The sequence below is a fragment of the Pseudoalteromonas undina genome, assembly GCF_000238275.3.
Classification (GTDB): Bacteria; Pseudomonadota; Gammaproteobacteria; order Enterobacterales; family Alteromonadaceae; genus Pseudoalteromonas; species Pseudoalteromonas undina.
Genome location: NZ_AHCF03000002.1, coordinates 483,356 through 507,153, shown reverse-complemented (window position 1 = coordinate 507,153; position 23,798 = coordinate 483,356). Strand labels below are relative to the sequence as shown.

The 23,798-nt window shown below is 39.3% G+C and carries 16 protein-coding genes and 5 tRNA genes; 9 read left to right on the top strand and 12 right to left on the bottom strand.

What is annotated here, in order from left to right; translation table 11 throughout:
* Positions 1–136 precede the first annotated feature (136 nt).
* The 8 genes from PUND_RS02960 to PUND_RS02925 all read right to left on the bottom strand — a co-directional run bounded on the left by PUND_RS02960 (position 137) and on the right by PUND_RS02925 (position 7,106).
* Positions 137–3,220 carry an efflux RND transporter permease subunit gene (locus tag PUND_RS02960; protein WP_010390843.1) on the bottom strand — a complete coding sequence of 1,028 codons (3,084 nt, stop codon included), beginning with the start codon at positions 3,218–3,220 and terminating at the stop codon, positions 137–139.
* Positions 3,217–4,512: an efflux RND transporter periplasmic adaptor subunit gene (locus PUND_RS02955; protein ID WP_010390842.1), complete on the bottom strand. Its 1,296-nt coding sequence runs from the start codon at positions 4,510–4,512 to the stop codon at positions 3,217–3,219. Before PUND_RS02955 ends, PUND_RS02960 begins: the two co-directional genes overlap by 4 nt.
* Positions 4,502–5,917, bottom strand: coding sequence for a TolC family protein (locus tag PUND_RS02950; RefSeq protein WP_041708740.1), 1,416 nt, complete (start codon positions 5,915–5,917; stop codon positions 4,502–4,504). Before PUND_RS02950 ends, PUND_RS02955 begins: the two co-directional genes overlap by 11 nt.
* A 578-nt stretch (positions 5,918–6,495) precedes the next feature.
* A tRNA-Phe gene (locus PUND_RS02945) sits at positions 6,496–6,571 on the bottom strand.
* Positions 6,572–6,620: 49 nt separating this feature from the next.
* A tRNA-Thr gene (locus PUND_RS02940) sits at positions 6,621–6,696 on the bottom strand.
* A gap of 61 nt (positions 6,697–6,757) precedes the next feature.
* A tRNA-Phe gene (locus PUND_RS02935) sits at positions 6,758–6,833 on the bottom strand.
* Positions 6,834–6,882: 49 nt separating this feature from the next.
* A tRNA-Thr gene (locus tag PUND_RS02930) sits at positions 6,883–6,958 on the bottom strand.
* Between the two features lie 72 nt (positions 6,959–7,030).
* Positions 7,031–7,106, bottom strand: a tRNA-Phe gene (locus tag PUND_RS02925).
* A 307-nt stretch (positions 7,107–7,413) separates the two neighbouring features.
* On the opposite strand from PUND_RS02925, the gene PUND_RS02920 reads away from it, so the two are divergent.
* On the top strand, positions 7,414–10,197 hold the full coding sequence (locus PUND_RS02920; RefSeq protein ID WP_010390838.1) for an ATP-binding protein: 2,784 nt from the start codon (positions 7,414–7,416) through the stop codon (positions 10,195–10,197).
* 90 nt (positions 10,198–10,287) lie between these two features.
* Here the strand turns inward: PUND_RS02920 and PUND_RS02915 are convergent, their stop codons facing one another.
* Together PUND_RS02915 and mutY are read right to left on the bottom strand one after the other, a co-directional pair.
* Positions 10,288–10,560 carry an oxidative damage protection protein gene (locus PUND_RS02915; RefSeq protein ID WP_008110439.1) on the bottom strand — a complete coding sequence of 91 codons (273 nt, stop codon included), beginning with the start codon at positions 10,558–10,560 and terminating at the stop codon, positions 10,288–10,290.
* Positions 10,561–10,594: 34 nt separating this feature from the next.
* Positions 10,595–11,656 (bottom strand): A/G-specific adenine glycosylase, encoded by a 1,062-nt coding sequence (gene mutY / locus PUND_RS02910; RefSeq protein ID WP_010390837.1) that lies wholly within the window; start codon positions 11,654–11,656, stop codon positions 10,595–10,597.
* 150 nt (positions 11,657–11,806) lie between these two features.
* Between mutY and trmB the strand changes: the two genes are divergently transcribed.
* The 4 genes from trmB to arcA all read left to right on the top strand — a co-directional run bounded on the left by trmB (position 11,807) and on the right by arcA (position 16,558).
* Entirely contained in the window at positions 11,807–12,532 is a 726-nt protein-coding gene (gene trmB, locus PUND_RS02905; RefSeq protein WP_010390835.1) for a tRNA (guanosine(46)-N7)-methyltransferase TrmB, read from the top strand.
* 36 nt (positions 12,533–12,568) lie between these two features.
* Positions 12,569–13,594, top strand: a complete 1,026-nt coding sequence (locus PUND_RS02900) for a methyltransferase (protein ID WP_010390834.1) — start codon at positions 12,569–12,571, stop codon at positions 13,592–13,594.
* A 183-nt stretch (positions 13,595–13,777) separates the two neighbouring features.
* Positions 13,778–15,382, top strand: coding sequence for an ATP-binding protein (locus PUND_RS02895; RefSeq protein WP_010390832.1), 1,605 nt, complete (start codon positions 13,778–13,780; stop codon positions 15,380–15,382).
* Between the two features lie 459 nt (positions 15,383–15,841).
* Complete coding sequence (gene arcA, locus PUND_RS02890) at positions 15,842–16,558, top strand: two-component system response regulator ArcA (RefSeq protein ID WP_008110444.1); 717 nt, start codon at positions 15,842–15,844, stop codon at positions 16,556–16,558.
* A gap of 7 nt (positions 16,559–16,565) precedes the next feature.
* Here the strand turns inward: arcA and arcB are convergent, their stop codons facing one another.
* Positions 16,566–18,884, bottom strand: a complete 2,319-nt coding sequence (gene arcB / locus PUND_RS02885; RefSeq protein WP_010390831.1) for an aerobic respiration two-component sensor histidine kinase ArcB — start codon at positions 18,882–18,884, stop codon at positions 16,566–16,568.
* Between the two features lie 197 nt (positions 18,885–19,081).
* On the opposite strand from arcB, the gene folE2 reads away from it, so the two are divergent.
* From folE2 to PUND_RS02865, 4 genes are all read left to right on the top strand, one after another.
* A complete protein-coding gene (gene folE2 / locus PUND_RS02880; RefSeq protein WP_010390830.1) occupies positions 19,082–20,002 on the top strand; it encodes a GTP cyclohydrolase FolE2 in 921 nt (306 codons plus the stop codon).
* 102 nt (positions 20,003–20,104) lie between these two features.
* Entirely contained in the window at positions 20,105–20,701 is a 597-nt protein-coding gene (locus tag PUND_RS02875; RefSeq protein ID WP_010390829.1) for a DUF2726 domain-containing protein, read from the top strand.
* 112 nt (positions 20,702–20,813) lie between these two features.
* Entirely contained in the window at positions 20,814–21,521 is a 708-nt protein-coding gene (mtnN, locus tag PUND_RS02870) for a 5'-methylthioadenosine/S-adenosylhomocysteine nucleosidase (RefSeq protein ID WP_010390828.1), read from the top strand.
* Positions 21,522–22,475, top strand: a complete 954-nt coding sequence (locus PUND_RS02865; RefSeq protein WP_010390827.1) for a cobalamin biosynthesis protein CobD/CbiB — start codon at positions 21,522–21,524, stop codon at positions 22,473–22,475.
* A 49-nt stretch (positions 22,476–22,524) separates the two neighbouring features.
* Here PUND_RS02865 and tyrS read toward each other — a convergent pair whose 3' ends face one another.
* Complete coding sequence (gene tyrS / locus PUND_RS02860) at positions 22,525–23,724, bottom strand: tyrosine--tRNA ligase (protein ID WP_010390824.1); 1,200 nt, start codon at positions 23,722–23,724, stop codon at positions 22,525–22,527.
* Between the last annotated feature and the right edge of the window lie 74 nt (positions 23,725–23,798).

Genomic DNA, 23,798 nt, shown 5'->3' with positions numbered 1-23,798 from the left:
AGCTTAGGTTCTCAAGCATTTCTTTATAACTAAATATTCCCTATCTTTCGTCTTTAAATATATCGAACTGCGTTTCCACAGCCCGATATTAAACTTATTTCTAACACCTATCCCTTTGTCTTTTTAATGCCTAACACTACTTAAACCAACCTTGAAAGCGCTCCATCAGCATATAGTTAACGGGAACAAGTAATAAGGTTATAAAAGTCGCAAATATAATCCCAAATCCTAAGCTTACTGCCATAGGTATTAAAAACTGCGCCTGAGTCGCCTTTTCAAACAGCAGCGGCATTAAGCCTATAAATGTGGTTAGACTAGTAAGCATAACCGGGCGAAAGCGCGATGCGCCAGCGAGTTTAACAGCCTCTATTAAATCGCCACCTTCGCTACGTTTTTTATTAATGAAATCGACTAATACGAGCGAATCGTTCACTACCACACCTATTAACGCAAGCATACCTAGTAAGCTCATAATGGTTAAGTCCATACCCATTATCCAGTGCCCTACTACAGCGCCAATCATGCCAAATGGAATAACGCTCATAACAATAATTGGTTGCATGTATGACTTAAACGGAATGGCCAATAGCGCATAAATAATAAAAAACACAAACACTAACGCCCAAGCCAATGAGCCAAACGACTCTCTTTGCTCTTTGGCTTCACCTTCGAGTTTGTAATCAACACCTGGGTATTGCTGCATTAACTCGTCTAAATATTGTGCTAGGTCGGCTTGAAGCACCGTCATGTTGGTGTTGTTTTTTTCAATATCAGCCGTCACGTTTAGTGTGCGATAACGATCAATACGGTTTATGGTTGATGGGCTTTGTCCTGCCGTAAGTGTTGCCACGTGCGACAATGGCACAGAGCCGCCATCGGGAGTGCTTATTAGTATGTTTTGTAAATCAGCTACAGAGCGGCGCTCGTCAATAGGTAAACGAACCATTACACGCACGTCGTCTCGTCCGCGTTGAATACGCTGAACCTGCGAGCCAAAAAACGAATTACGCACTTGTCCTGCCACATTTACACGGTTTAAACCAAGCGCCAAACCTTGTTGCGTAAGCTCTATACGCAACTCTTCTTTACCGTCAGACATACTGTCAGCAATATCAAACACCGTTGGGTACGTTGCTAAACGATTTTTAATATTATCAGCTACATCTTGCAATATTGTTAGTGAAGTACCACTTAGTTGAACGTCTATTGGGTCTGAACTTCGGCCAATTTCAGCTCTAAATGTTAGGCTTTCAGCGCCAGGAATAACACCAATTAAATCGCGCCATTCACTAGCAAGCTCTCGCGAACCTATATCTGACTCACGCTGCTCAGCAGGTGTAATCTCAAAGCGTACCGCTCCGGAGTTAGACGCGCCACCGCGTCCGCCAGTAGTGGCTAATATATTTAAAATAACGCTTTCGCCTGTATTAGGATCGCGATATTTGTCTTGTAATTGCTGCGCTTTTTCGGACATATCAATCACGTATTTATTGGTTACTTCAAACGGTGTACCTGTTGGCAGTGTTAGATTGACTCGTACAGTTTCGCTAGGAATTCGTGGGAAAAAGATAAACTTAGTCCAACCACTGGTGATCATGGTTAAAATAATAAAAAATACCCCCACAAATAAACTAACCGTTGCTAGTTTATGGCGTAAAGCAGTGTTTAATATAGGTTGGTAATATTTTAAAATTGCACTTTCAAAGCCATCAGCAAAGCGTTGTTGAATTGCTTCAAGCCTCGATGGTTCACCTTTTTGGTGGCGTAGTTTTATGTATTTTAAATGTGCTGGTAACACAAATTTAGATTCAATTAGCGAAAACAATAAAACTGGAATAACCACTACCGGAATTTGTGCAAATAAGGCGCCGCGCGCCCCTTCAATAAATGCTAAAGGTAAAAAGGCAGCAACAGTAGTCAGTACACCAAAGGTAACGGGAGTAGCAACTTCTTGAGTACCCAATATAGCAGCCTGCTCACCCGATTTTGCCGTTTTTAAATGGGTATACACGTTTTCGCCGGTTACTATGGCGTCATCAACTACAATACCGAGTACTAAAATAAAGCCGAATAAGCTCATTATATTTAGCGTTACACCAAAAATTGGCATCGCGATAAACGCGCCCATAAACGATACAGGAATACCAATAAACACCCAAAATGCAATTGCTGGGCGCAAAAATAGCGTGAGCAGTGCCAGTACTAAAATACCACCTTGTAAAGCATTACTGGTTAAGGTGGCGATACGGCTTTTAACTAGCTCTGAATCGTCGTCCCAATAACTTAGTTTAAAACCTTGTGGTAGCGTGGCTTGCTGTTCTTCAATGTAGTTTTTAACATCGTCTGCCACGGTTATCGCGCTCTGCGGGCCAATTCGGTATACGTCTATAAACGCCGCTTGCTTACCATTAAAACGGGTCCGTACTGGCGTTTCTTCAAAATCGTCTTTAATTGTAGCAATATCACCTAAGCGGATAATCGTTCCGTCGGCTTGGTTTTTTACTACTATGCTGGCAAATTCATCTTTACGATAAGCCTGCCCTTTTGAGCTAATTAGTACATCGCCACCTTCTGTTTTTAAGTTACCAGCAGAAATATCAGAACTTGAATTAGCAATAGCACTCGATATTTGCGCAAGGCTTAGGCTGTACTGGCGAAGTGTGTCTTGGCTAACTTCAATGGCTAACTCGTAGTCTCGTACACCACTTAGCTCTACCTGTGTTACGTTAGGTAAGCGAAGTATTTGATCTCGCACTTTTTCTGCATATTCACGCGTTTCTTTTTCGCCGTAATCGCTTGATACGGTAACGGCTATTACTTCTCTTTTACGCTCAGCCAGCGCAACAATCGGTTTTTCTGCATCGCCAGGAAACGTATTAATCGCATCTACTCGGCTTTTAATATCAGCCAACAGTTCACGAGGATCGTAACCACTTTCAACCTCAATGGTTACAGAGCCTGAGCCCTCTGACGAGCGGCTAAATATTTGTTTAATGCCCTCTAAGTCTTGCACCGCTTCTTCAATACGAATAGTTACGCCCTGCTCTACATCTTCAGGGGTTGCACCACGCAGGCTAACACCTACGCTTATCATGTCTGTTTCGAAAGACGGAAACACCTCAAGTGGTATTTTACTCGATAAACTAAATAGTCCCGACAACAACAAAGTTACTAACAATAAATTGGCAGCAACATGGTTTTTAGTAAACCAAGCAATCATGCTTTATCTCCTTGCTTGGCTGCGCGACGTTTTTTTATTAACTCTTCAACACTGATACCAAGCTCTTTTGCTTTTTGCTCAAGTTGCTCACGAGTCGGGCGCTTATTTTTAGGTACTTTTTCTTTTGGCTCTTCACCTAAAATACTCACTTTAGTGCCTGAGCTTACTTGCCCTAGCGGCGTGACAACTAATTTATCGTTCGCTTTTAAACCGGTTTTGATCATTGCTTGATTGGCGTTTTGCCATGCAAAAGTTACGTCTTTACGCTTTAATACATCACCTTCAACCACATAAACATAAGTACCTTGATAAATTGTGCTGTTAGGAATGATCAACGCATTTTGCACTGTTTTACCCGCTATTTGCGCCTTAATGTATTGCCCTATTTTAATTGGATACTGATTACTGGCGGTTGATTTATATGGGTCGTCTATTTTTGCTACCACGTAAAGTTGCTGCGCGTTTTCGTCAATAGCGCCTTCAGTTCGTGCCAGTTGGCCTTGCCATGTTTGCTCCCCCACTAAATCAGAACTAAATTTAACTAACGAACCCGCTTGGTTTTTAGCACCATCACGGTATTGCTCTGGCAGGTTAACAAACGAAAGGTCTTTATTTTTTATTGGTAAGCGAATTTCAACACTATCAATAGCGTAAATAGTAGCAAGTTGGGTATTGTTACTTACTACTTGACCTAAATCGACACTACGACTCAGTATGCGCCCAGCATAAGGTGCGGTAACCTTTGTACGCTCTAAATCAAGCTCTGCTTTTTCAAGGGCAGCTTGAGCCGATAGCACTTGTGCTTGCGCAGCTGCTAATTGCGGCTCACGTAATACCAAGCTGCTGGCTTGGCTTGAACCACCAAGGCGCTTCCAATCAGTCAGTGCTTGTTGCCCGCGGGCCTTTTCTTCTAATAAGCTTTGCTCTGCTGTAAGTAAATTAGCTTGAGCAGATTTAACCTCTGCCTGATGATCTCTATCATCTAGCTTTAATAACACGTCGCCTTTTTCAAAAAAACCACCTTCTCTAAACTCATCGCTCACTTCAATTATTTGCCCAGATGCTTGAGCAACAAGTAAGCTTTGTGTTCGAGGTTTTACCGTACCGTAGCTGTCTATCATTACTTGATAACTTTGAGGCACAAGCTCAAGTACAGACACACTAATTGCTGCTTTTGGTGCTGAACTAAAGCGTCTCGCCTCTGGCGGATTACTCTTAATAAAAAATACAATTAAAAGAGCGGTAACAACAACCGCGGCTGGAATAATAATTTTAGCTGTTTTAGTGTTCATCGTTATTGCTCTTTAAGTCGCTTGACGGTTTATCAAAATCACCACCAAGGGCAACATGTAGGTTAATTCTATTTGCGATTAATTGCTTTTTAATTTGTATTAATGAACTTTGCGCATCGAATGAGCGCCCTTGTGCATCAAGTACCGTGGTGTAAGTGACCAAGCCACTTTGATATTGCTCAAACGATAACTGCTCGGCCGCAAGTGCATTTTTTTGTGCTTCAAGGGTACTGGTGTACTGCGCTTTTAAAGACTGCTGCTGCGATATTGCATTTTCTACATCAGCAAATGCATCGTACAGAGTTTGCAAATATTGTTGCTCTTGCTTTTGAGTATTCAGACGCGCTATTTCTTCATTGGCTTGTAAACGCCCTCCCTCAAAAATAGGTGCCGAAATACTTCCGAGTAAAGACCATGCGAGGCTTGAAGGAGAAAACAAATCACTCACTCGATCTGTACTATCACTTAAGCTTGCAGTTAAATTTAAACTCGGAAAGCGCTGTTTATGCGCATAAGCCAATGACGCATCACTAGCTAATAACTCGTACCAACTGGCAAGTAATGCGGGCTTTCGGGTAATGAGCTCTGAAGGAATACCAACTGGAATTTCGGTATCAACAACCGGTAAGTCAGTGCTTGCTGCAATAGCTCCTTTTGGGTACTCACCTAGTAAGCGCTCAAGCACTCGCGCTGCACTTGATAAACTCGCTGTTTGAGTGGCAATGCGTGAGCGTTCGTTATTAAGCTCATTGCGGGCTAAATAAACATCAAGCGCTTCGTTTATACCTTGGCGGTAACCCGATTCAATTATATCGAGGTTTTGCTTAGCATTTTCTTCACGGCGCTTATATAAATCAAGTAGCTGCTGCGCAGACACAACATCAAACCAGCCTTGTACAACATCTGAAACCAGTTGCTGTTTAGCTTGTTCAAAACGCGCTTTTTGAGCTAAATATGAAAGGTTAGCTTCTCGTTTTGAATCTGACAGCTTACCCCATAAGTCAACTTCGTAATTTAAGTTTAAGCTGACAGAGCTGGCATTATTATAGCTAACAGGCCGGTTACCTTTACTGCGGCTAGTACGCGAAGATAAATCTAAACTAGGCCATAGAGCTGCTCCGGTTGCTATTAGTTGCTGCTTAGTAATAGCGACATCATAGCTGGTTTGTAATAGTTGTTGGTTGTTTTTAAGCGCTTGTTTTACGTATTTATTAAGTAATGGCGTGTGCAGTTGAGTTAACCATTCATCATCCACTTTTAATACCGAACTTGCTGCCTGTTGCTGCCACTGCTGTGGTAAATTATTTGGAGCTTGTTGGCGCTGCGATGGGTTTAAGTTACTCGCACAACCGCTTAGCATTATAATGCTTATTGCTAATAAAGATGGCTTATATTGCCACATCATGTTTAAACCTGATTAGTGCTATTTATGAATGTTATTCAATCACTTTAACAAACGTTGCTCAATTGACTTTACATAACATTACATAGCTTGCGATTAGTTTATAAGTGTATTTAATACGCCAAGCACTAACGTAATATTCACAAATAAATGAGTAAGCTAACCTTTAACCAAAGAATTAATTGAAACTCTTAAAAAGTAGATATAGAAAAGACGGCAGGGTTTGCTGTTGGCATTACACCAGCTAAAGCGGCAAAAAATTGTCAGGAACAATTTTTAACATCTGAAAGATGGCCCGAAGGGGAAAATACAAGGATGTATTTTATAATCGAACGTAGTTCGATGCCGAACAATGGCTAAGCTAAATTCAGAAACAAAAAAGCCCCGCATGTGCGAGGCTTTGTATAAATGGTGCCTCGACCCAGCAAAAAATTGTCAGGAACAATTTTTAACATCTGAAAGGTGGCCCGAAGGGGAAAATACAAGGATGTATTTTATAATCGAACGTAGTTCGATGCCGAACAATGGCTAAGCTAAATTCAGAAACAAAAAAGCCCCGCATGCGCGAGGCTTTGTATAAATGGTGCCTCGACCCGGAATCGAACCAGGGACACGAGGATTTTCAATCCTCTGCTCTACCAACTGAGCTATCGAGGCACTTAAACAGTGCTAATTAAATGTTAATAAAACACTTAATTAAAATAAATGGTGCCGACTAACCGAGTCGAACGGTTGACCTACTGATTACAAGTCAGTTGCTCTACCAGCTGAGCTAAGTCGGCACACAAAACTGTGTGTGCTAAGGCACTTTATCAATTTTAAAGATTGATAACTTTTTGTAAATGGTGCCTCGACCCGGAATCGAACCAGGGACACGAGGATTTTCAATCCTCTGCTCTACCAACTGAGCTATCGAGGCACTTAAACAGTGCTAATTAAATGTTATTAAAACACTTAATTAAAATAAATGGTGCCGACTAACCGAGTCGAACGGTTGACCTACTGATTACAAGTCAGTTGCTCTACCAGCTGAGCTAAGTCGGCACACAAAACTGTGTGATAAGGCACGTGTAAAAATGTTTAATTTATTTACTTAAACACCATTACTATAATAAATGGTGCCTCGACCCGGAATCGAACCAGGGACACGAGGATTTTCAATCCTCTGCTCTACCAACTGAGCTATCGAGGCACTTAAACAGTGCTAATTAAAAATCTTACCTGATTTTTAATGCAACTCCCACAAGACACTTCTTAGTGAGCTATCTGGGCGTGCGGCGTATTAAACGAGTTTTGCCCTTACAAGTCAACTTTTTTTTTATCCTTTGCAACTGTTTGAACGGTTTTCAAACAACTAGCGACGTTTCTCGTTAATACAGTGCATTTATTCAACAAAAGACTTTAAAAAACGTAGTGAATTATTTTTTTTAGGTGTTACGATTGGTATATAACTTTCGGTACAGGCTTACCGTTCTAATAATACCACGATAGGAAAATTCATGCAGGGTAAGTTTTCTCCAGCAATCAAAGGCTTACTACCTTTATTTTTAGTTAGTAACCTTATAACTGCCACATTATTTATAGTCGCCTATTCGCTTTACTCACAAAGCAATACTGAGCACAAAGAAGTTAACCCTGTTTCAACCATCAAGGTAACAAAGCTTGCTGAGCGTCTTGAGCAACCCATAGTAGAAGCACTAACTATACACGAGCAAGACAAAGTCAAATCACTTCTTGATACCGCAAGCTTACTCAATAATAATTTTAAATATACCCTGCACCGCTTTAATCCGAACAATAAAACCGAGTTGGTTTATAGCAATAATAGTAACTTAATTGAGCCTTTAGCTATTAATGAGTATGTAAAGGAGCAAGGCATATTACATCATGTTATTTCAGTAAATGGGGAGGTAATTGCTGAGCTTATTATTGAGCAAAAACAACCTTTAATTGCATCATCTACACAAAACTTATTTATGAATGCGTACCTTGCCGCTATTGTTGCTCTGATAGTGCTGTTTGCGTTAGCTATTACGTTTAATAAGCATATTAATAAACGATTACATAAAAATACCGACTCTCTCACTCAAGAACTCAAAGCAATTACACAAAATGATAACTATCAAAGCACGCTTAATGAGCAACTCGAAGGCGGATTAGAAACCGTTGCTCAACAAATTAACTTGCTGCTAAAAAAAGTAAGTACGGTTCAAGCTGACGATCAGGCTGCACAAAAAGAATTAAAAAAACTACAAACTAGCCTTGAAACAGAAGTACAAAGCAGAACATTTGAATTAGAAAAGCAAACTCAAAAAGCATTAAAAGCCAGCGAAACTAAAACCACCTTTTTAGCCACTATGAGTCATGAAATAAGAACACCAATGAATGGCGTAATTGGCACTATTGATTTACTTCGTCAAACAGAGCTTGATGGTGCCCAGCAACGTTTAAGTACTATTATTCGTGAATCAGCATTTTCGTTATTAAGTATTTTAGATGATATTTTAGATTTTTCTAAAATTGAGGCTGGAAAGCTCAATATAGATCCAGTTCCGTTTTCCGTTGCCGATACGCTAGAAGAAGTTGCTAAGGTGTTATCGTCGGTTGCTAAAAATCGCCACCTAGAACTCGATTTATCAATTGCCCCCGATATACCCAACAACCTTAAGGGTGACTCTGTTAGAGTGCGCCAAGTGCTATATAACTTATGTAGTAATGCCATAAAGTTTACCAGCACCAATGGTACAACCCAGGGGAAAGTAAGAATATCAGTAGAAGTAGCACATAACACCGCCGATCACTTTACATTGCGTTTTTGCGTAAGTGATAACGGTAAAGGAATGAGTCAATCTCAGTTGAGAAAAATCTTTAACCCGTTCACCCAAGCAGAAAGCTCAATTACGCGAGAGTTCGGTGGTACAGGGCTTGGGCTTTCAATTTGTAAAAGCTTAACTGAGCTAATGCTTGGTACCATTCATGTAACAAGTCATGAAGGGATAGGTAGTGAGTTTACTGTTGAACTGCCCTTTTCTACCGCAGGTAAAATTGAATTTGCCAATAAAAATACACTTAATGGTAAACATGTCATTGTTGTTAGTAACAACGCAGAACGCGGCAAAGTAATTTACCGTTACTTGTCATTTATGGGAGCTAAAATAACCTATGCTCATGAGCAGCAAGATATAGAAGCTCATCAAGAAACCAAGGATATTATTTGGGTTGTTGATGGTATTGATGACATGAGTAGTATTAGTACCCTACTAAGAAGTTTACTTTACTCATTAGAAGATAATAACCAACAAATGGTGGTATTAAGTAAGTTAGATGAAGCGGTTATTAACCATAAAAATATTTTTTATATTAACGCCTCCCCTTTGTGTAAATCTAACTTTATGCTTTCAATTTTAGTGGCTGCCGGCTTACATAAGCCTAAGCAAATTAAAAAAGCCAGAACGATGAATCACTACCTAAGTTCAGAAGAGGCACTCGCTGCAAATAGGCTGGTATTATTGGTAGAAGATAACCGATTGAACCAAGAGGTACTCACCGAACAACTACATATACTAGGTTACAGTGTAGAGGTAGCTAATAACGGTGAAGAAGGTTTAGATATGTGGCGTAAAAATAGCTACTCGCTCATTTTAACCGATTTACATATGCCAAAAATGTCTGGCTACGACATGGTTGAAAAAATTAGAGAAGAAGCTTCATTACTCGAATCAATTGACGCACAACCTTATATTATTGCTGTTACTGCCAATGCTCTAAAGGGAGAGAGAGAGCGATGTTTAGCAGTGGGTATTAACGACTTTATTACTAAACCTATTGAGCTTAATGCACTTGAAGACACATTAAAGCAATGGAGTGATTTATACAGCGAACAACCACAACAGGTGAATTCGGCCGAAAAGTCTGTTATGCCTATAGATATGGAATCAGCGAATAAGTACATAAATGGCGATGATGCTAAAATAATCCGCTTCTTTAAAATGTATTTAGAACAGAGCCAAGAACAAATTAAAGCGATTAACTTTGCTGTATTGCAAAGTAACAAAGCTGAGATTTTATCTGCCTGCCATCAATTAAAATCTATATCAAAAACAGTAGGAGCTAATATTGTTGCTGATTTAGCGCAGTCATTTGAAGATAAGTGCAAGAGCGATGAAGTAAGTGCTGATGAGTTAATTAAGATGAGAGATGGGCTCGAAATTGAATACTCAAGAGCAGCGCAGTTCTTAAAAGAGCAAATTAAAAATAATGAGGAACAGAACGAACTTATTTAACTAAATAGTATATGTTACTAAGAACGTTTGCTAACGCAATAAAAAAGGGCTTAGAGCCCTTTTTTATTAATTAACCTAAGCACAGTTAATTTATTTTTCTACTGGCTTATAACCTTCAATCTCAACTTCTTTACCTTCAAATAAAAAGCCAACCATTTGCTCTTCTAAAAAAGTACGATGCTCTGGATCCATCATGTTTAAATGCTTTTCATTGATCAGCATAGTTTGTTTATGCTGCCATTGCCCCCAGGCTTCTTTAGAAATATTATTAAAAATTTTCTCACCAAGTTCACCAGGGTATAACTGAAAACCAAGGCCTTCGGCCTCTTTTTGTAACTTTTGACAAAATACTGTACGTGCCATGATTGTTCCCCTTAATGCTAAATATATCGCTATTCTATACTATTGCCGTAATTTGTTTAACCAACTTTTTAGTCGGTGCAGCTAACCCTACTTCTATTGATTGATCGAGTGGATACCACACCAACTGCTTGTCATTAACAACATCAGGAGCTTTTTCAATATTAAGTACATGCGGGTTAATCGTAAGCTCAAAATGTGAAAATACATGAGTAAAAGGCGCTACTTCATTAAGGTCACTTTTAAGCCCTTGTTGCGCTAAAAAAGTTTCGAGCTCGCTGTACTCATTAAATTCAAAAAATCCAAACAATCCGCCCCAGATACCACTGTTTGGGCGTTTTTCCATAAGCACTTTGTCGTTATGTTTAATAATTAACTGGTGGCAACTTTTTTTAGGCACTGCTTTTTTAGGTTTAGAGTGAGGGAACTCCTTAACTTTACCTGCGTTAAACGCACCACAACGACTATTTAACGGGCACGCCTCACAATCAAAGCGGCTGCGCGAACATAAGCTTGCACCTAAATCCATCATAGCTTGATTAAACTCTGTTACATTATTTTTAGGAGTTAGTTGTTCACTTAAATGCCAAAGCTGATTTTCTACCTTTTTGACTCCATACCAACCTTCAACCATGAAAAACCGAGCAAGCACTCTTTTAACATTACCATCAAGAATAGGGTAATGCTGCCCCAAAGATAATGATAAAACAGCACCAGCAGTAGAGCGCCCTATTCCGGGTAAATCCATTACTTCTTCAAGCGTGCTAGGAAACTGACCTTGGTATTTATCTCGAACTATTTTAGCGGTTTTATGTAAATTGCGTGCACGAGCGTAATAACCTAAACCTGTCCAATGATGCAAAACCTGATCTTCATCAGCATTTGCTAAAGCAATAATATCGGGAAAGCTTTGCATAAACTTTTCAAAATAAGGAATAACAGTGACAACCTGAGTTTGCTGTAACATCACCTCAGATACCCACACTTTATAAGGCGTTTTAGCTAATTGCCATGGTAACGTTTTGCGCCCATGAAGGTGATACCAGTCAACTACTTGGTTGGAAAACCAAGCTGACTGCTGTTTTTTTAAATCCGACATATTTAATTTTTTACTAATGCTCAATGGCGGCTCAGTCTATTGTAGTGACTGAAAAGATCAAGCTATAACGCCCTAATGCTTGTCAACCTAGCGCTGGTCAGGGATAATACGCAACCATTTTTAAACACATTGTTTTGTCAGGCCAATAATATGAGTGAATCAAGTAACAACAACCTTGAGCAAGCTAAGCAAGAAGGTAAGTATATCCGCACTATTCGCAGTTTTGTAAAACGCGAAGGCCGATTAACCAAAGGCCAAGCTGCTGCAATCGAAAAATGCTGGCCAACAATGGGGCTTGAGCATAAAAACGGCCTACTTGATTTAAGCGAAGTTTTTGGCAATGACAATGATGTAGTGCTAGAAATTGGTTTTGGTATGGGTAAGTCATTAGTTGAAATGGCAAAAAATGCACCACACCTTAACTTTATCGGCATAGAAGTTCATCGCCCAGGCGTTGGCGCATGTTTAATGGATGCTGACGAAGCTGGCGTTACTAATCTGCGCGTATTTGAACACGATGCAGTAGAAGTTCTTGCTGATTGTATAAGCGATGAAAGCTTATCAACCTTACAGTTATTTTTTCCTGATCCATGGCACAAAAAGCGTCACCACAAGCGTCGCATAGTACAAACTGAGTTTGCTGAAAAACTCCGCTCTAAATTAAAAATCGGTGGCGTATTTCACATGGCAACCGATTGGGAAAACTATGCAGAGCATATGTTAGAAGTAATGCAAGCAGCTCCAGGTTACAAAAACCAATCTGAGACTAACGACTATGTACCTCGTCCTGATTTACGTCCTTTGACTAAATTTGAACAGCGTGGTCAGCGTTTAGGTCATGGCGTATGGGATTTAATGTTCGAACGTACTAAGTAACCGTTAATTAAATAATCAAGTAAGGTAAAGCCATTTATGAGCGTATTAACCAATCCGAGCCTACTATTACTTCGTAACAGTGAAGAGTTAAAAGGTAAATCAATATTGGTGGTCAACTTTGTTCAAGATGGCTTTTTAAATGAGCTAAAAACGCTCAATCCACAAAGTAAAATAACCGCTTTTAGTTATAACCACGCTAATGGTGAATTTGCAAAAAACATATCGGGTATTGACGTAACCATCAGCCACACAATTAATTCGGGCGATTATGATTTGGTAATACTTTATTACCCTAAATCTAAACCTGAGCTATTAATGGCGTTAGACAATATACGTGCTGTGATAAGCAAAGATGCAGAGCTACTCGTTGTTGGCGAAAACAAGAGCGGTGTTAAGTCAATTGAAAAGCAACTCGCCGGTAAGGCTGAATTTAGTAATAAAATAGACTCAGCAAAACACTGTGTTTTATATTCATTTTCAGAGCTCACTATTAATAGCGCGTTTGATATTAGCACTTACCATAAAGAGTTTACGGTATGTGTGAGCGATATTGAGTATACAGCAGTCAGTATTCCTGGTGTGTTTAACCATGGTGCACTAGATGCTGGAACGAAAATTCTATTAGAGAATGCTCCTAACTTAAAACATGGGAAAGTCCTTGATTTTGGTTGTGGCGCAGGACTTATTGCTACTTTTTTAGGGCTAAAAAATCCAGCACTGACATTTACCTGTAGTGACGTAAGTGCACTTGCAGCCTATGCAACAACGCAAACGCTTAAGCTAAATAATGTAAACGGTGAAGCCATACTCAGTGATGGTTTAAATAGTATTGTTGGCAAGTTTGATTTAATTATTAGCAATCCGCCATTTCATACCGGGATTGCAACTGACTACAGCGTTGCGGAATCTTTTTTAACCCATGCAAAGCAACATTTAACTAAGGCAGGCAAACTGACCATAGTGGCTAATAGCTTTTTGAAATATCCACCAATTTTAGAAACCCAATTTGATAGCTACCACACCGTGTTCAAAAACAACAAATTTGCCGTATACAGTAGCTAAAATAAGTTATTAATATCCTGTCAAAACATAAATATGGGCTATATTAGCCACATATTTATGTTTCATAAGTAGATTAGCTAAAAATAAAAAGTGTAATTAAGCTAATCTTTTTAATTCACTTTTTTCTGTTTTTGCTAAACTATTATCATTAGACTCACAATTGACACGGATGACCTTCTCGCAATGCCCAAAACTGTAGAGCAAAATAGCATTCGTAGCATATTGTTTAAAACCATCATGCTTATAACAGCTATCTGTTTGTTATTATCGCTTTCAATTTCTACCTATTTAAGTGCGCAAGAGCAAAAAAAACAGCTCATTAGCAAACTTGTGTTGGTATCAGAGATCATTGCATTCGACGCGATGCCCTCATTGCTAAATAAAAATAGGCCTGCAGAAGAAAGGCGCTTAAAGCTGCTTCAACAAGTATCATCCGTCACAAATTTACATATTTATGCCTTAGATGAGCAATCTAATAAGCCAGTCTTCTTTACCAGCTTTAATGCCCGAAAATCACCACCAGTCCCCATTAAAACAGATAATATTAATGATTTTTCTGAACCACAGGTTAGTGACGAGTATATTGAGTACATTACCCCAATACTCAATAATGAACAGCTGCTCGGCTATGTATATATTAGAGGCAGCTTAGATAACTTAAATCAGCTAATAACTAAAAAGATTATAATCGATATCGTTATTATGGCTTTAATACTTATTTTTATTTCTTTGATTATTTTAAGGCTACAAAAAAGGATAGCCAGTCCAATAGAAAACTTAAGCTTGTTGTTGCAAAACATAGCTAAAAAACATAATTATTATGCACGTGCGCCTTTAACGAACCTAACTGAAATAACTCGGCTTTCTAATAGTTTAAATGTAATGCTTGCACGTACACAAAGGCAAATAGAGCGCCATGAAGAAGATAAACAAGAAATTAAGCAGCTAAACTCAAACCTTGAAGAGAAGGTAAGTCAACGCACTATCGCACTCAGAGAGGCTAATAAAGAGCTGTTATCCACTCTGGAAAAGATGCACCAATACCAAACTCAAATTGTCGAAAACAAAAAAATGGCTTCATTGGGGCAAATGGTGGCAGGGGTTGCCCATGAGGTAAATACACCGATTGGACTTGGTATTACAGGCTCTACTCTATTGCGGGATAAACTCGCGGAACTGCAGGTTAAATTTCATAATAAATCACTAACTGCGAGTCAATTTGAACAATTTACTAACGATGGTATCGAAAACTTAGACTTAATATATAGCAGCTTAAACCGCGTTGCAGAGCTCATTTCTAACTTTAAAAAAGTTGCAGTGATCAAAGATGATGAAATAACCAGCACTGTTAATATACAACAATTAATTAGTGATACTCTACTGTCTATGGGGCAAGAACTAAAAATTAAAAACCCTAAAGTCCTTATAAATTGTCCATCAGATTTAACCGTCGAAAGTAAAAAAGGACCACTGCAGCAAGTTTTTCATCAGTTAATTTTAAATTCCCTGTTACACGGATTTATAGCTGGCGGTGACAATGAAGTGCAGATTGATATTGTAGCAACAGAAACAAAAACACAAATTACCTACACAGATAACGGCCTAGGTGTTGAAAGCAATATACGAGCAAAAATATTTGACCCATTTGTAACGTCAAAGCGCGGCCAAGGAGCTAGTGGCTTAGGAATGCATTTAGTTTACAATTTAGTGACTCAAGCTTTAGCTGGGGAAATTGTGTTAGATACCGAGTATCAGCAAGGGGCCCGATTTATTATTACACTTTTTTAAAAAGCGAAATAACTCTTATTCCCCTCTTGAATTACAACTTTATGACCATACTAATACATAGCCAACTAAACAGTTGTATCATTAATGCTGTATTTCCACACAATTAATGAACTTAATTGTGTTTAACATATCACATACATTGATGAAAAGTTGGAAAGTGATATAATTCCGTTTTGAATTAGTCTGATTATTTTAAGTATCTTTAGGTGGTTGATGGATGTATCAATTATTAAAGGGAAATGGCTTCGACTCTATAATTCAAATTATACATCCAACGTTAAGTATCAATTAAGCCGCGGTTTTTAATAATACGTCATAGTAGGTTTGGGCGCGCAGCTGTTTATATCTAATCTGTTTTTACTTGTTAACATTTAGATATAATCCTATAATTCTAGTAGTCGGCTCTGATGATCACGCCGATTTTATAAATAAAACACACTCCAAAAAGGTTAATTAAAGATGCAAACGCCAGTCATTCTGATCGTAGAGGATGAAGACGTAACTAGACTAAACCTCGTTAGTTTATTTGAAGCTGAAGGTTACAAAGTTATTGAAGCCATTGATGGCGATGATATGCATGATAAGCTTACAAATAACGATGACGTCAATCTTGTAGTTATGGACATCAACCTGCCAGGTAAAAACGGGCTTATTTTAGCTCGCGAGTTACGCCAAAAACGTAAAGTTGGTCTTATTTTCTTAACAGGCCGTGACAACGATGTAGACCGTATTTTAGGTCTTGAAATTGGTGCTGATGACTATATTACTAAGCCTTTCAACCCACGAGAATTAACTATTCGTGCACGTAACTTAATTACGCGTACTGCATTAGGTGGTGAAGAATCAGCTATTGAAACCAATGGCGTTATCACCTTTAACGGTTGGGAACTTGACGAAAACAGTCGTTGCCTTACTTCTCCAAATGGAGATGCAAAACGCCTACCTAAAGGCGAGTACAGAGCACTGCGTTTAATGCTTGACTCTCCAGGTCGTATATTCAGCCGTGAGCAACTAATTAAGCACATGACTGGCCGTGAGCTTCGCGCTAACGACCGTACAGTTGATGTTACCATTCGTCGTATCCGTAAGCACTTTGAAAGCGACAACTCAACGTCTGAGTTAATCAGCACCATTCATGGTGAAGGTTACCGCTTCATTGGTAAAATCGACAGCTAATTAGTTTTTACTCTAATTGCTGTAAAAATAAATGAAGGGCCCGTTGTCCTTCATTTATTTTGTCTGCTAATTCATCAAGCCAGACTGTTAATACTTCATCACTTTGTTCCAGCGCACCATGTTCCATTTGCTTTGCATGCAACTGCACATCATTCAGACCAACCGACCCAGCGGCACCTTTTAACTTATGCGCAACGGATTTGTACTCTTCTCTGTCTGCTGCTTTTAATGATCCTAATAGTTCTTGTTGATATTGCGGATTTAGCTTTGCAAACAACTGACTACTACGTTTAAATACTTCAACGCCCATCGAGTTTACAAAGTCTTCAATGGTTTCAACATCTAGCAAGTCAGTATTAATTTGATTTAATAACTCTTGATTAACTACTCGTTGAGGAGCCTCAACTTGCGCTTGTTGAATGCCAAAGAGTTCAGCGAGCATATTATCTAACTTACTGGTGTTTATCGGTTTAGCTAACGCCCCTTGAATAGAAATCCCCTCAAGCTCCTCTTCAGCACTGCGAACATTGGCGGTAAGTGCCACAATAGGAAGCGGGTCAAAATGGCTTTGTGCGCGAATTTGTCTTGCTACTTCATCACCATTAATATCAGGCAACTGCATATCAAGTAATACTAAATCTAGGTCATCTTCGGTTTCTACAAACGATAAAGCATCTTCTCCCGTTTCAGCCCACAGTACTTCATGTCCACGTTGTTCTAATAGGTTAGTTGCAATTTCAGCATTAAGTGGCACATCTTCCACTAATAAAATATATAAGCTACGCCCTACATAACTATGTTCGGTAGGAGCACTACATAAATTCAGCGGAATTTGAACGGTAAAGCAACTTCCCTCTCCGGGAGTACTACTAACAGTTATAATGCCTTTCATAGCACTTACTAACGCTTTTGTTACGGCTAAGCCAATACCTGAACCAATCGCATTGGTCCCTTTAAGGTCGGGCGCTTTGTAGTACATATCAAAAATACGGGTAAGTTGTTCTTGCGGAATCCCTTCACCGGTATCGAGTATTTTTATAATAAGCCATGGGCCATCTTCGCGGTTTTCTCTTGCACAATCTAAGGTGACACTACCGTGCTGGGTAAATTTAACCGCATTATTAATTAAGTTCCATACTACTTGGCGTAAACGTGTAGGATCAAGTAAAGCGTATATATCAAGCATTCCAGAGCGTTTTACTTCAAAAGAAAGTTCTTTTTGCTCCGCAATAAGGCCTGCAAAGTTAACCACATCATTGATAAAGTCAGACACATTAATTTCGTTAGCGGCAATATCGAGTTGCTCACGGTCAATTTTATCTAAATCTATAATATCGTTAAATATATTACCCAGCGTTTCGGCGCTTGAAAACACTGTATTACACCAGCTACGCTGCTGTTTATTAAGTTCAGTATCCAATAGCATTCGGGTTAAACCGACGATACCATTGAGCGGAGTGCGTAATTCATGGCTCAATGTGGCAATAAATTTCCCTTTATCTTTATAAGCAGTTTCCAGTGCCTGCGCGGCTTCTTTACGGCTGGTAATATCACGGCCAAAGGCTAGTAGACCAATGTAATCGCCCTGCTCATTTATAAAGGGGAGTTTTCTCAGTTCAAACCATCTTATTTCACCATTTACAGAATACTCTACATCAATAGTTAAACCTTGATGAGTGCGTTCAACCTGCTCATCGGTTCTTAATACTTCTGATAAAAAGTGGCTTGGAAATATTTCTTCTGCGGCTTTGCCAATTAATTCGCCACTGGTTTTGCCCATCACCTCTTCAAACATTTTATTACAACCGGCAAACACCCCGTTGTTATCGCGGTAATAAAATAAATCTGGTGAGGAGTCTACAATGGAGCGTAATAACATGCCTTGTTGCGCGAGTTCTTGTTGCGTTTTTTTACGCTCTGCAATTTCACGTCTAAGCTCTTCTATTGCTCTATGCTTAGCATGAAAGGCCATTTTACGTTCATCAATTTCAATGTTTAAACGATTAATATTGTCTTTGAGAGTTTGATTTAAAAGCTTTTCTTGTTTTGTGGCACTATCTAAATAGGCATAAGAGGCATCAAGTTGCCGAATAGAGTTAAGCAGTACGCTAATCACCAGAGGGGAAACAACTGAGGTAAAAAATACTACAGCCAATATATCAACTAAGTTCACTTCCCCAATGGCAACATAGTAAAACATACTCGACAAAACCAGCGATACTGTCAGTAATAATGCATAGCAAATAGCTGCAGTTTTAAACTCACCAAAACGAGTTATTGAACTGGAAAGAACTCGAACCCACGGGTTCAAAGAAGAATCTGTCATATATCAGTGTTTCTCTTAGCTAAATGCTTAAGTAAGTATGATTAAAGGCTAATTTTAGCATTTTCTATCAGCGATTTTCATGTTGTGCGATAAAAACAACAAAATTTCATGTTTGGCGTTATTTGCCGCATTTCAGCAACTCTTTATTTAGTGTAAAATGTGACGTTTTAAATATTGCAAATAACGAGTAACGTATCATGCAAACGACTATGCCAGATATTGCTAACACGGCTGCCGCATTACAAACAGGTAAATTAGACTGGGTAGGAATGGGCGATATAGAGCTGCCTTTTATTTTTGAATCTCTTGATTTAGCTCCAGTTACCGTTAATGCAAAAGCACGCGCTTTTGTTAATTTACACCAAGAAGACGCCAAAGGCATCCACATGTCGCGTCTGTTTTTAGCACTTGATCACCTCTCAACTGAGCAGCAGGTCAACCCGCACACCTTAGCACAAGCATTAGATACCTTTATCACCAGCCATGAAGGCTTAAGCGATAAAGCACAAATCGAATTTAAATTTGAATTACCACTGCGCCGTAAATCATTACTTAGTGGCAAAGCCGGCTGGAAAAGCTACCCAGTTGTACTTACCAGTACCATAAATCAAGGCGTCATTAGTTTTGAACTCAGTGTTGATGTTACTTACTCATCAACCTGCCCCTGCTCTGCAGCCCTTGCTCGTCAACTTATCCAAAATGCGTTTAGCGAAAAGTTTGCTCAAGAAACACTAACTCAATCTGAGGTTTTAGAGTGGCTTGGAACAACTCAAGGCATTGTAGCAACCCCGCACTCACAGCGCTCTATTGCTAATGTTAAAGTAAAGCTAGATCAAAACATTCAAGAGTTTGATGTAGTTAACTTAATAAACTTACTAGAAGATGAGCTTAAAACACCAGTACAAGCTGCGGTAAAACGTGAAGACGAACAAGAGTTTGCCCGTTTAAATGGTCAAAACCTGATGTTTTGTGAAGACGCAGCACGAAAAATTAAAACGACGTTAGAGTCAAAAGAATTTAGCGATTACTTCCTGCAAATAAACCATTATGAGTCTTTACATGCTCATGATGCCGTCGCTATTGCCGTAAAAGGTATTGAAGGCGGTTATAAAGCATAATAGCGCTCATCCCCATTCGTTAATAAAATAGCCATAACAACTATTTGGGCACATAAATTGCTTTAGAAAAGCAGTGTCAATTTGTTGTTATGGAGTTACCGTATGGAATTCGCTTTATTATTAATATTAGTGCTAGTTGTTGGGGCATCTGTGGTTGCGTCAAAATTTAATGATGACGGCGGAAACCCTTATCCTTTTACTCGTAAGCAAAGTGTATTTACCCAAGTAGAAGGGGCGTTTCTAGGCTTATTAGAACGCGCTGTTGGCGATCAATATAAAATTGTTAGTCGCGTTAAACTAATCGATGTGATTGACTGCAAACAAGGTCTATCTGTCAAATCTAAACGTGCTGCATTGGCTAAAGCAAAAAATAAACAGCTCGACTTTGTACTAGTCGACAAAGAAAAAATGACCATAGTGGCAGCAGTTGACTTAGTTAATAATGCCAACAAAGATGGGCACAAAGCACAACGTGATTGGTTTGTTAACGGTGCATTAGAAGCCGCTGGCATTCCACATATTCGTATGAAAGTGAAATCAGGCTACCGCCCGAGTGAAGTTCGCGATGCCATTATGTTTAAATTAGGCAAACCTGCTAAATCACAATCTTCGCGCCCGACTCGTACTAGAGTCCATAAGCCTGCGGTATTATCACCTTCTCAAGCAAAAGCACATTCAACTGCCCTTGCTGAAATATAACTACTGAGTTAAAGCGATGTATTAAAGCGAGCATTTTAAATGACTCGCTTTTTTGTTTTTTATAGCAGACTTCACGTATAATCAGCCTATTCAAATTTAGGAATTTAACATTATGAATGTTGGTATTATTGGCGCCATGGAGCCAGAAGTTAAAATTTTGCGCGAAGCGATGCAAAATCCACAGGTTTTAACCAAAGCAGGCTTTACGTTTTATACTGGTGAGCTTGCAGGTAATACTGTTACTTTAGTGCAATCAGGCATTGGTAAAGTCGCTTCAACTATTGCAACCACTTTACTTATCGATAACTTCAAACCTGATTGTGTTATTAACACAGGCTCTGCCGGTGGTTTCGATCCTTCGCTTAACGTTGGCGACGTGGTGATTTCATCAGAGGTTCGTCATCACGATGTAGATGTAACCGCATTTGGTTACGAAATTGGCCAAGTACCACAAATGCCAGCAGGCTTTGCAGCGCACCCTAAACTAGTAGAAGCCGCCGAGCAAACAATTGCACAAATTAGCGAAGTAAAAACGCTTGTTGGTTTAATTTGTACTGGTGACTCATTTATGTGTGACCCTGTTCGCATTGAAAAAGCACGCAATGACTTCCCTACAATGCTAGCAGTAGAAATGGAAGGTGCGTCAATTGCACAAACGTGTTTTGCACTTAACACACCATTTGTTGTTATTCGCTCAATGTCTGATATTGCTGGCAAAGAGTCACCGCAATCATTTGAAGAGTACTTAGAAACAGCCTCTATTAATTCATCAAAAATGGTTGTGGCATTACTAGAAAAGTTAACGGCGGTTACGCTGTAAATGCTCAATAATATTGTTCAAAATCATTTGGACTTTATTGTATTTATTTGTGCGCTCCTAGCTGAGCGCTTTTTACCTTTAGTTAGCTGGTATCACCCTAACCATATACTTTCTGCAATTTTTAAGGCAATTGGCCAGCGTGTTTATAAAAAAACAGACAGCAAACAATATCATTATTTAGCCGCTTCATTAGCAAGCACACTTGTTCTAACTGTGATTATGATTATTGTCGTTTTGCTGCTGGAGTTTGCCTTTTACCCTGAACTACTATCCGGTCTTATTTTATACTTGTGCCTAGAAAGCAGTAGCATAAATAAAAAAGCGATACGTATTGCGAAATTGACCAAAAAAAATCAAAAATCAACTGCTCGAGAATTATTAAAACCACTAGTAGCCCGTGAAGTTAAGGCACTTTCAAACCCAGGGATTATTAAAGCGGTTATGGAAAGTGTCATACTAAGAACGGCCCGTCATTATTTTGTGGTAATTTTCATTTTTTTACTAGTGGGCCCCATTGCTACTCTCGCCTACCGCTTGCTTACCTTAATCCAACAAGCATGGCGCACTGATATAGCTCCCGACAGTTCTTTTTTGACGCCGCTTAAACTGATTCTTTTTATTATTGAATACATTCCCATTCGGTTACTCGCGCTGACAATAGCTTCACTTAAAGCCAGTAAAAAAAGCATGCATTATATTAAGCACTATGGCCGACATTTTTATCAAAAAAATACAGGTTGGTTATTAAGTGTGTGCTCTGCATCTTTAGGTGTGCAACTTGGTGGGCCTGCTATTTATATTGAGCAGCGTTTCAATAAAATGCGGGTCGGTGTAGAACGCTTGCCAAGTGCTGATGATGTGCCAAAGCTACTCAATACCCTAAATCAAGCCCGTTTTTTTTGGCTACTAATTATTATTAGCGTTGAAATTATTAGGGCTGTTCTAACTTTTTGATCAGTTATAAAAAAACCAGCCGAAGCTGGTTTTTATACTCTATGTAGCTTTAGGCTACAGTAATATTTGCAAACTTACGTTTACCTACTTGGTAAATAGCGGTTGTTCCTTTTGCTACTTCCAATTTGGTATCGGTAATTTTTTCTTCGCCGTTAAGCTTTACTGCACCTTGTTTGATCATACGCATGGCCTCTGAAGTACTCGCCACTAAGCCAGCTTCTTTTAGCAAGTTAGCAATTAGAATAGTGTCTTCATCAATGTTAACTGTCAGCTCTGGAATTTCATCAGGTAGTGCTTTTTTCTGAAAACGCTGAATAAAGTCATCATGAGCAGCTTGCGCATCGGCTTCGCTATGGAAACGTGCAATTAACTCTTTCGCTAATTCAATCTTAATATCGCGAGGGTTAGTGCCTTGCTCTACACGCTGTTTTTGCGCTGCAATTTGCTCAATAGAAAGGCTACTTAGCAAGTCATAGTAACGCCACATTAGTACATCACTAATTGACATGATTTTACCAAACATGTCGCTAGGCGTATCAGTAATACCTATGTAGTTTCCTAGTGACTTTGACATTTTCTGAACGCCATCAGTCCCTTCAAGTAAAGGCATCATTAGTACGGTTTGAGGTTTTTGACCTTCATCTTTTTGCAGCTCACGACCCATTAATAGGTTAAAGCGTTGATCGGTGCCGCCTAGCTCAACATCAGACTCAAGAGCAACTGAATCCCAACCCTGTACTAGTGGATATAAAAACTCATGGATTGCGATAGATTGACCGCCAGCATAGCGCTTTTTAAAGTCATCACGCTCAAGCATGCGTGCCACAGTTTGGCGTGCTGCCAATTTTATCATTCCAGCCGCGCCCAACTTCTCCATCCACGTAGAGTTAAAAGCAACAGTTGTTTTAGCTGGGTCTAAAATTTTGAAAACCTGTTCTTTATAGGTTTCAGCATTAGCAAGCACATCATCACGAGTCAGTGGCTTACGGGTAACATTTTTGCCCGTTGGATCGCCTATCATACCGGTAAAGTCACCAATTAAGAAAATAACCTCATGACCTAAATCTTGAAAGGTTTTCATTTTATTAATTAGTACAGTGTGACCTAGGTGCAAATCTGGAGCCGTAGGATCGAAACCAGCTTTAATTTTTAGCTTTTTCCCCGACTTTAATTTTTCAACCAACTCATCTTCAATTAATATCTCTTCTGCACCGCGTTTTATCTCTGCTAGAGCGGTTTGTAAATCCACTGTGTGTTACTCCAAAAAATTCTGACAACGAAGGGGGTGTATATGCTCACGATTTATTGCTAGCGCGTTTTAAC

What these genes read in the sequence shown, in the direction of transcription:
- PUND_RS02960 (WP_010390843.1), bottom strand. Translation starts at nt 3,220, where the DNA reads ATGATTGCTTGGTTTACTAAAAACCATGTTGCTGCCAATTTATTGTTA.
- PUND_RS02955 (WP_010390842.1), bottom strand. Translation starts at nt 4,512, where the DNA reads ATGAACACTAAAACAGCTAAAATTATTATTCCAGCCGCGGTTGTTGTT.
- PUND_RS02950 (WP_041708740.1), bottom strand. Translation starts at nt 5,917, where the DNA reads ATGATGTGGCAATATAAGCCATCTTTATTAGCAATAAGCATTATAATG.
- PUND_RS02920 (WP_010390838.1), top strand. Translation starts at nt 7,414, where the DNA reads ATGCAGGGTAAGTTTTCTCCAGCAATCAAAGGCTTACTACCTTTATTT.
- PUND_RS02915 (WP_008110439.1), bottom strand. Translation starts at nt 10,560, where the DNA reads ATGGCACGTACAGTATTTTGTCAAAAGTTACAAAAAGAGGCCGAAGGC.
- mutY (WP_010390837.1), bottom strand. Translation starts at nt 11,656, where the DNA reads ATGTCGGATTTAAAAAAACAGCAGTCAGCTTGGTTTTCCAACCAAGTA.
- trmB (WP_010390835.1), top strand. Translation starts at nt 11,807, where the DNA reads ATGAGTGAATCAAGTAACAACAACCTTGAGCAAGCTAAGCAAGAAGGT.
- PUND_RS02900 (WP_010390834.1), top strand. Translation starts at nt 12,569, where the DNA reads ATGAGCGTATTAACCAATCCGAGCCTACTATTACTTCGTAACAGTGAA.
- PUND_RS02895 (WP_010390832.1), top strand. Translation starts at nt 13,778, where the DNA reads ATGCCCAAAACTGTAGAGCAAAATAGCATTCGTAGCATATTGTTTAAA.
- arcA (WP_008110444.1), top strand. Translation starts at nt 15,842, where the DNA reads ATGCAAACGCCAGTCATTCTGATCGTAGAGGATGAAGACGTAACTAGA.
- arcB (WP_010390831.1), bottom strand. Translation starts at nt 18,884, where the DNA reads ATGACAGATTCTTCTTTGAACCCGTGGGTTCGAGTTCTTTCCAGTTCA.
- folE2 (WP_010390830.1), top strand. Translation starts at nt 19,082, where the DNA reads ATGCAAACGACTATGCCAGATATTGCTAACACGGCTGCCGCATTACAA.
- PUND_RS02875 (WP_010390829.1), top strand. Translation starts at nt 20,105, where the DNA reads ATGGAATTCGCTTTATTATTAATATTAGTGCTAGTTGTTGGGGCATCT.
- mtnN (WP_010390828.1), top strand. Translation starts at nt 20,814, where the DNA reads ATGAATGTTGGTATTATTGGCGCCATGGAGCCAGAAGTTAAAATTTTG.
- PUND_RS02865 (WP_010390827.1), top strand. Translation starts at nt 21,522, where the DNA reads ATGCTCAATAATATTGTTCAAAATCATTTGGACTTTATTGTATTTATT.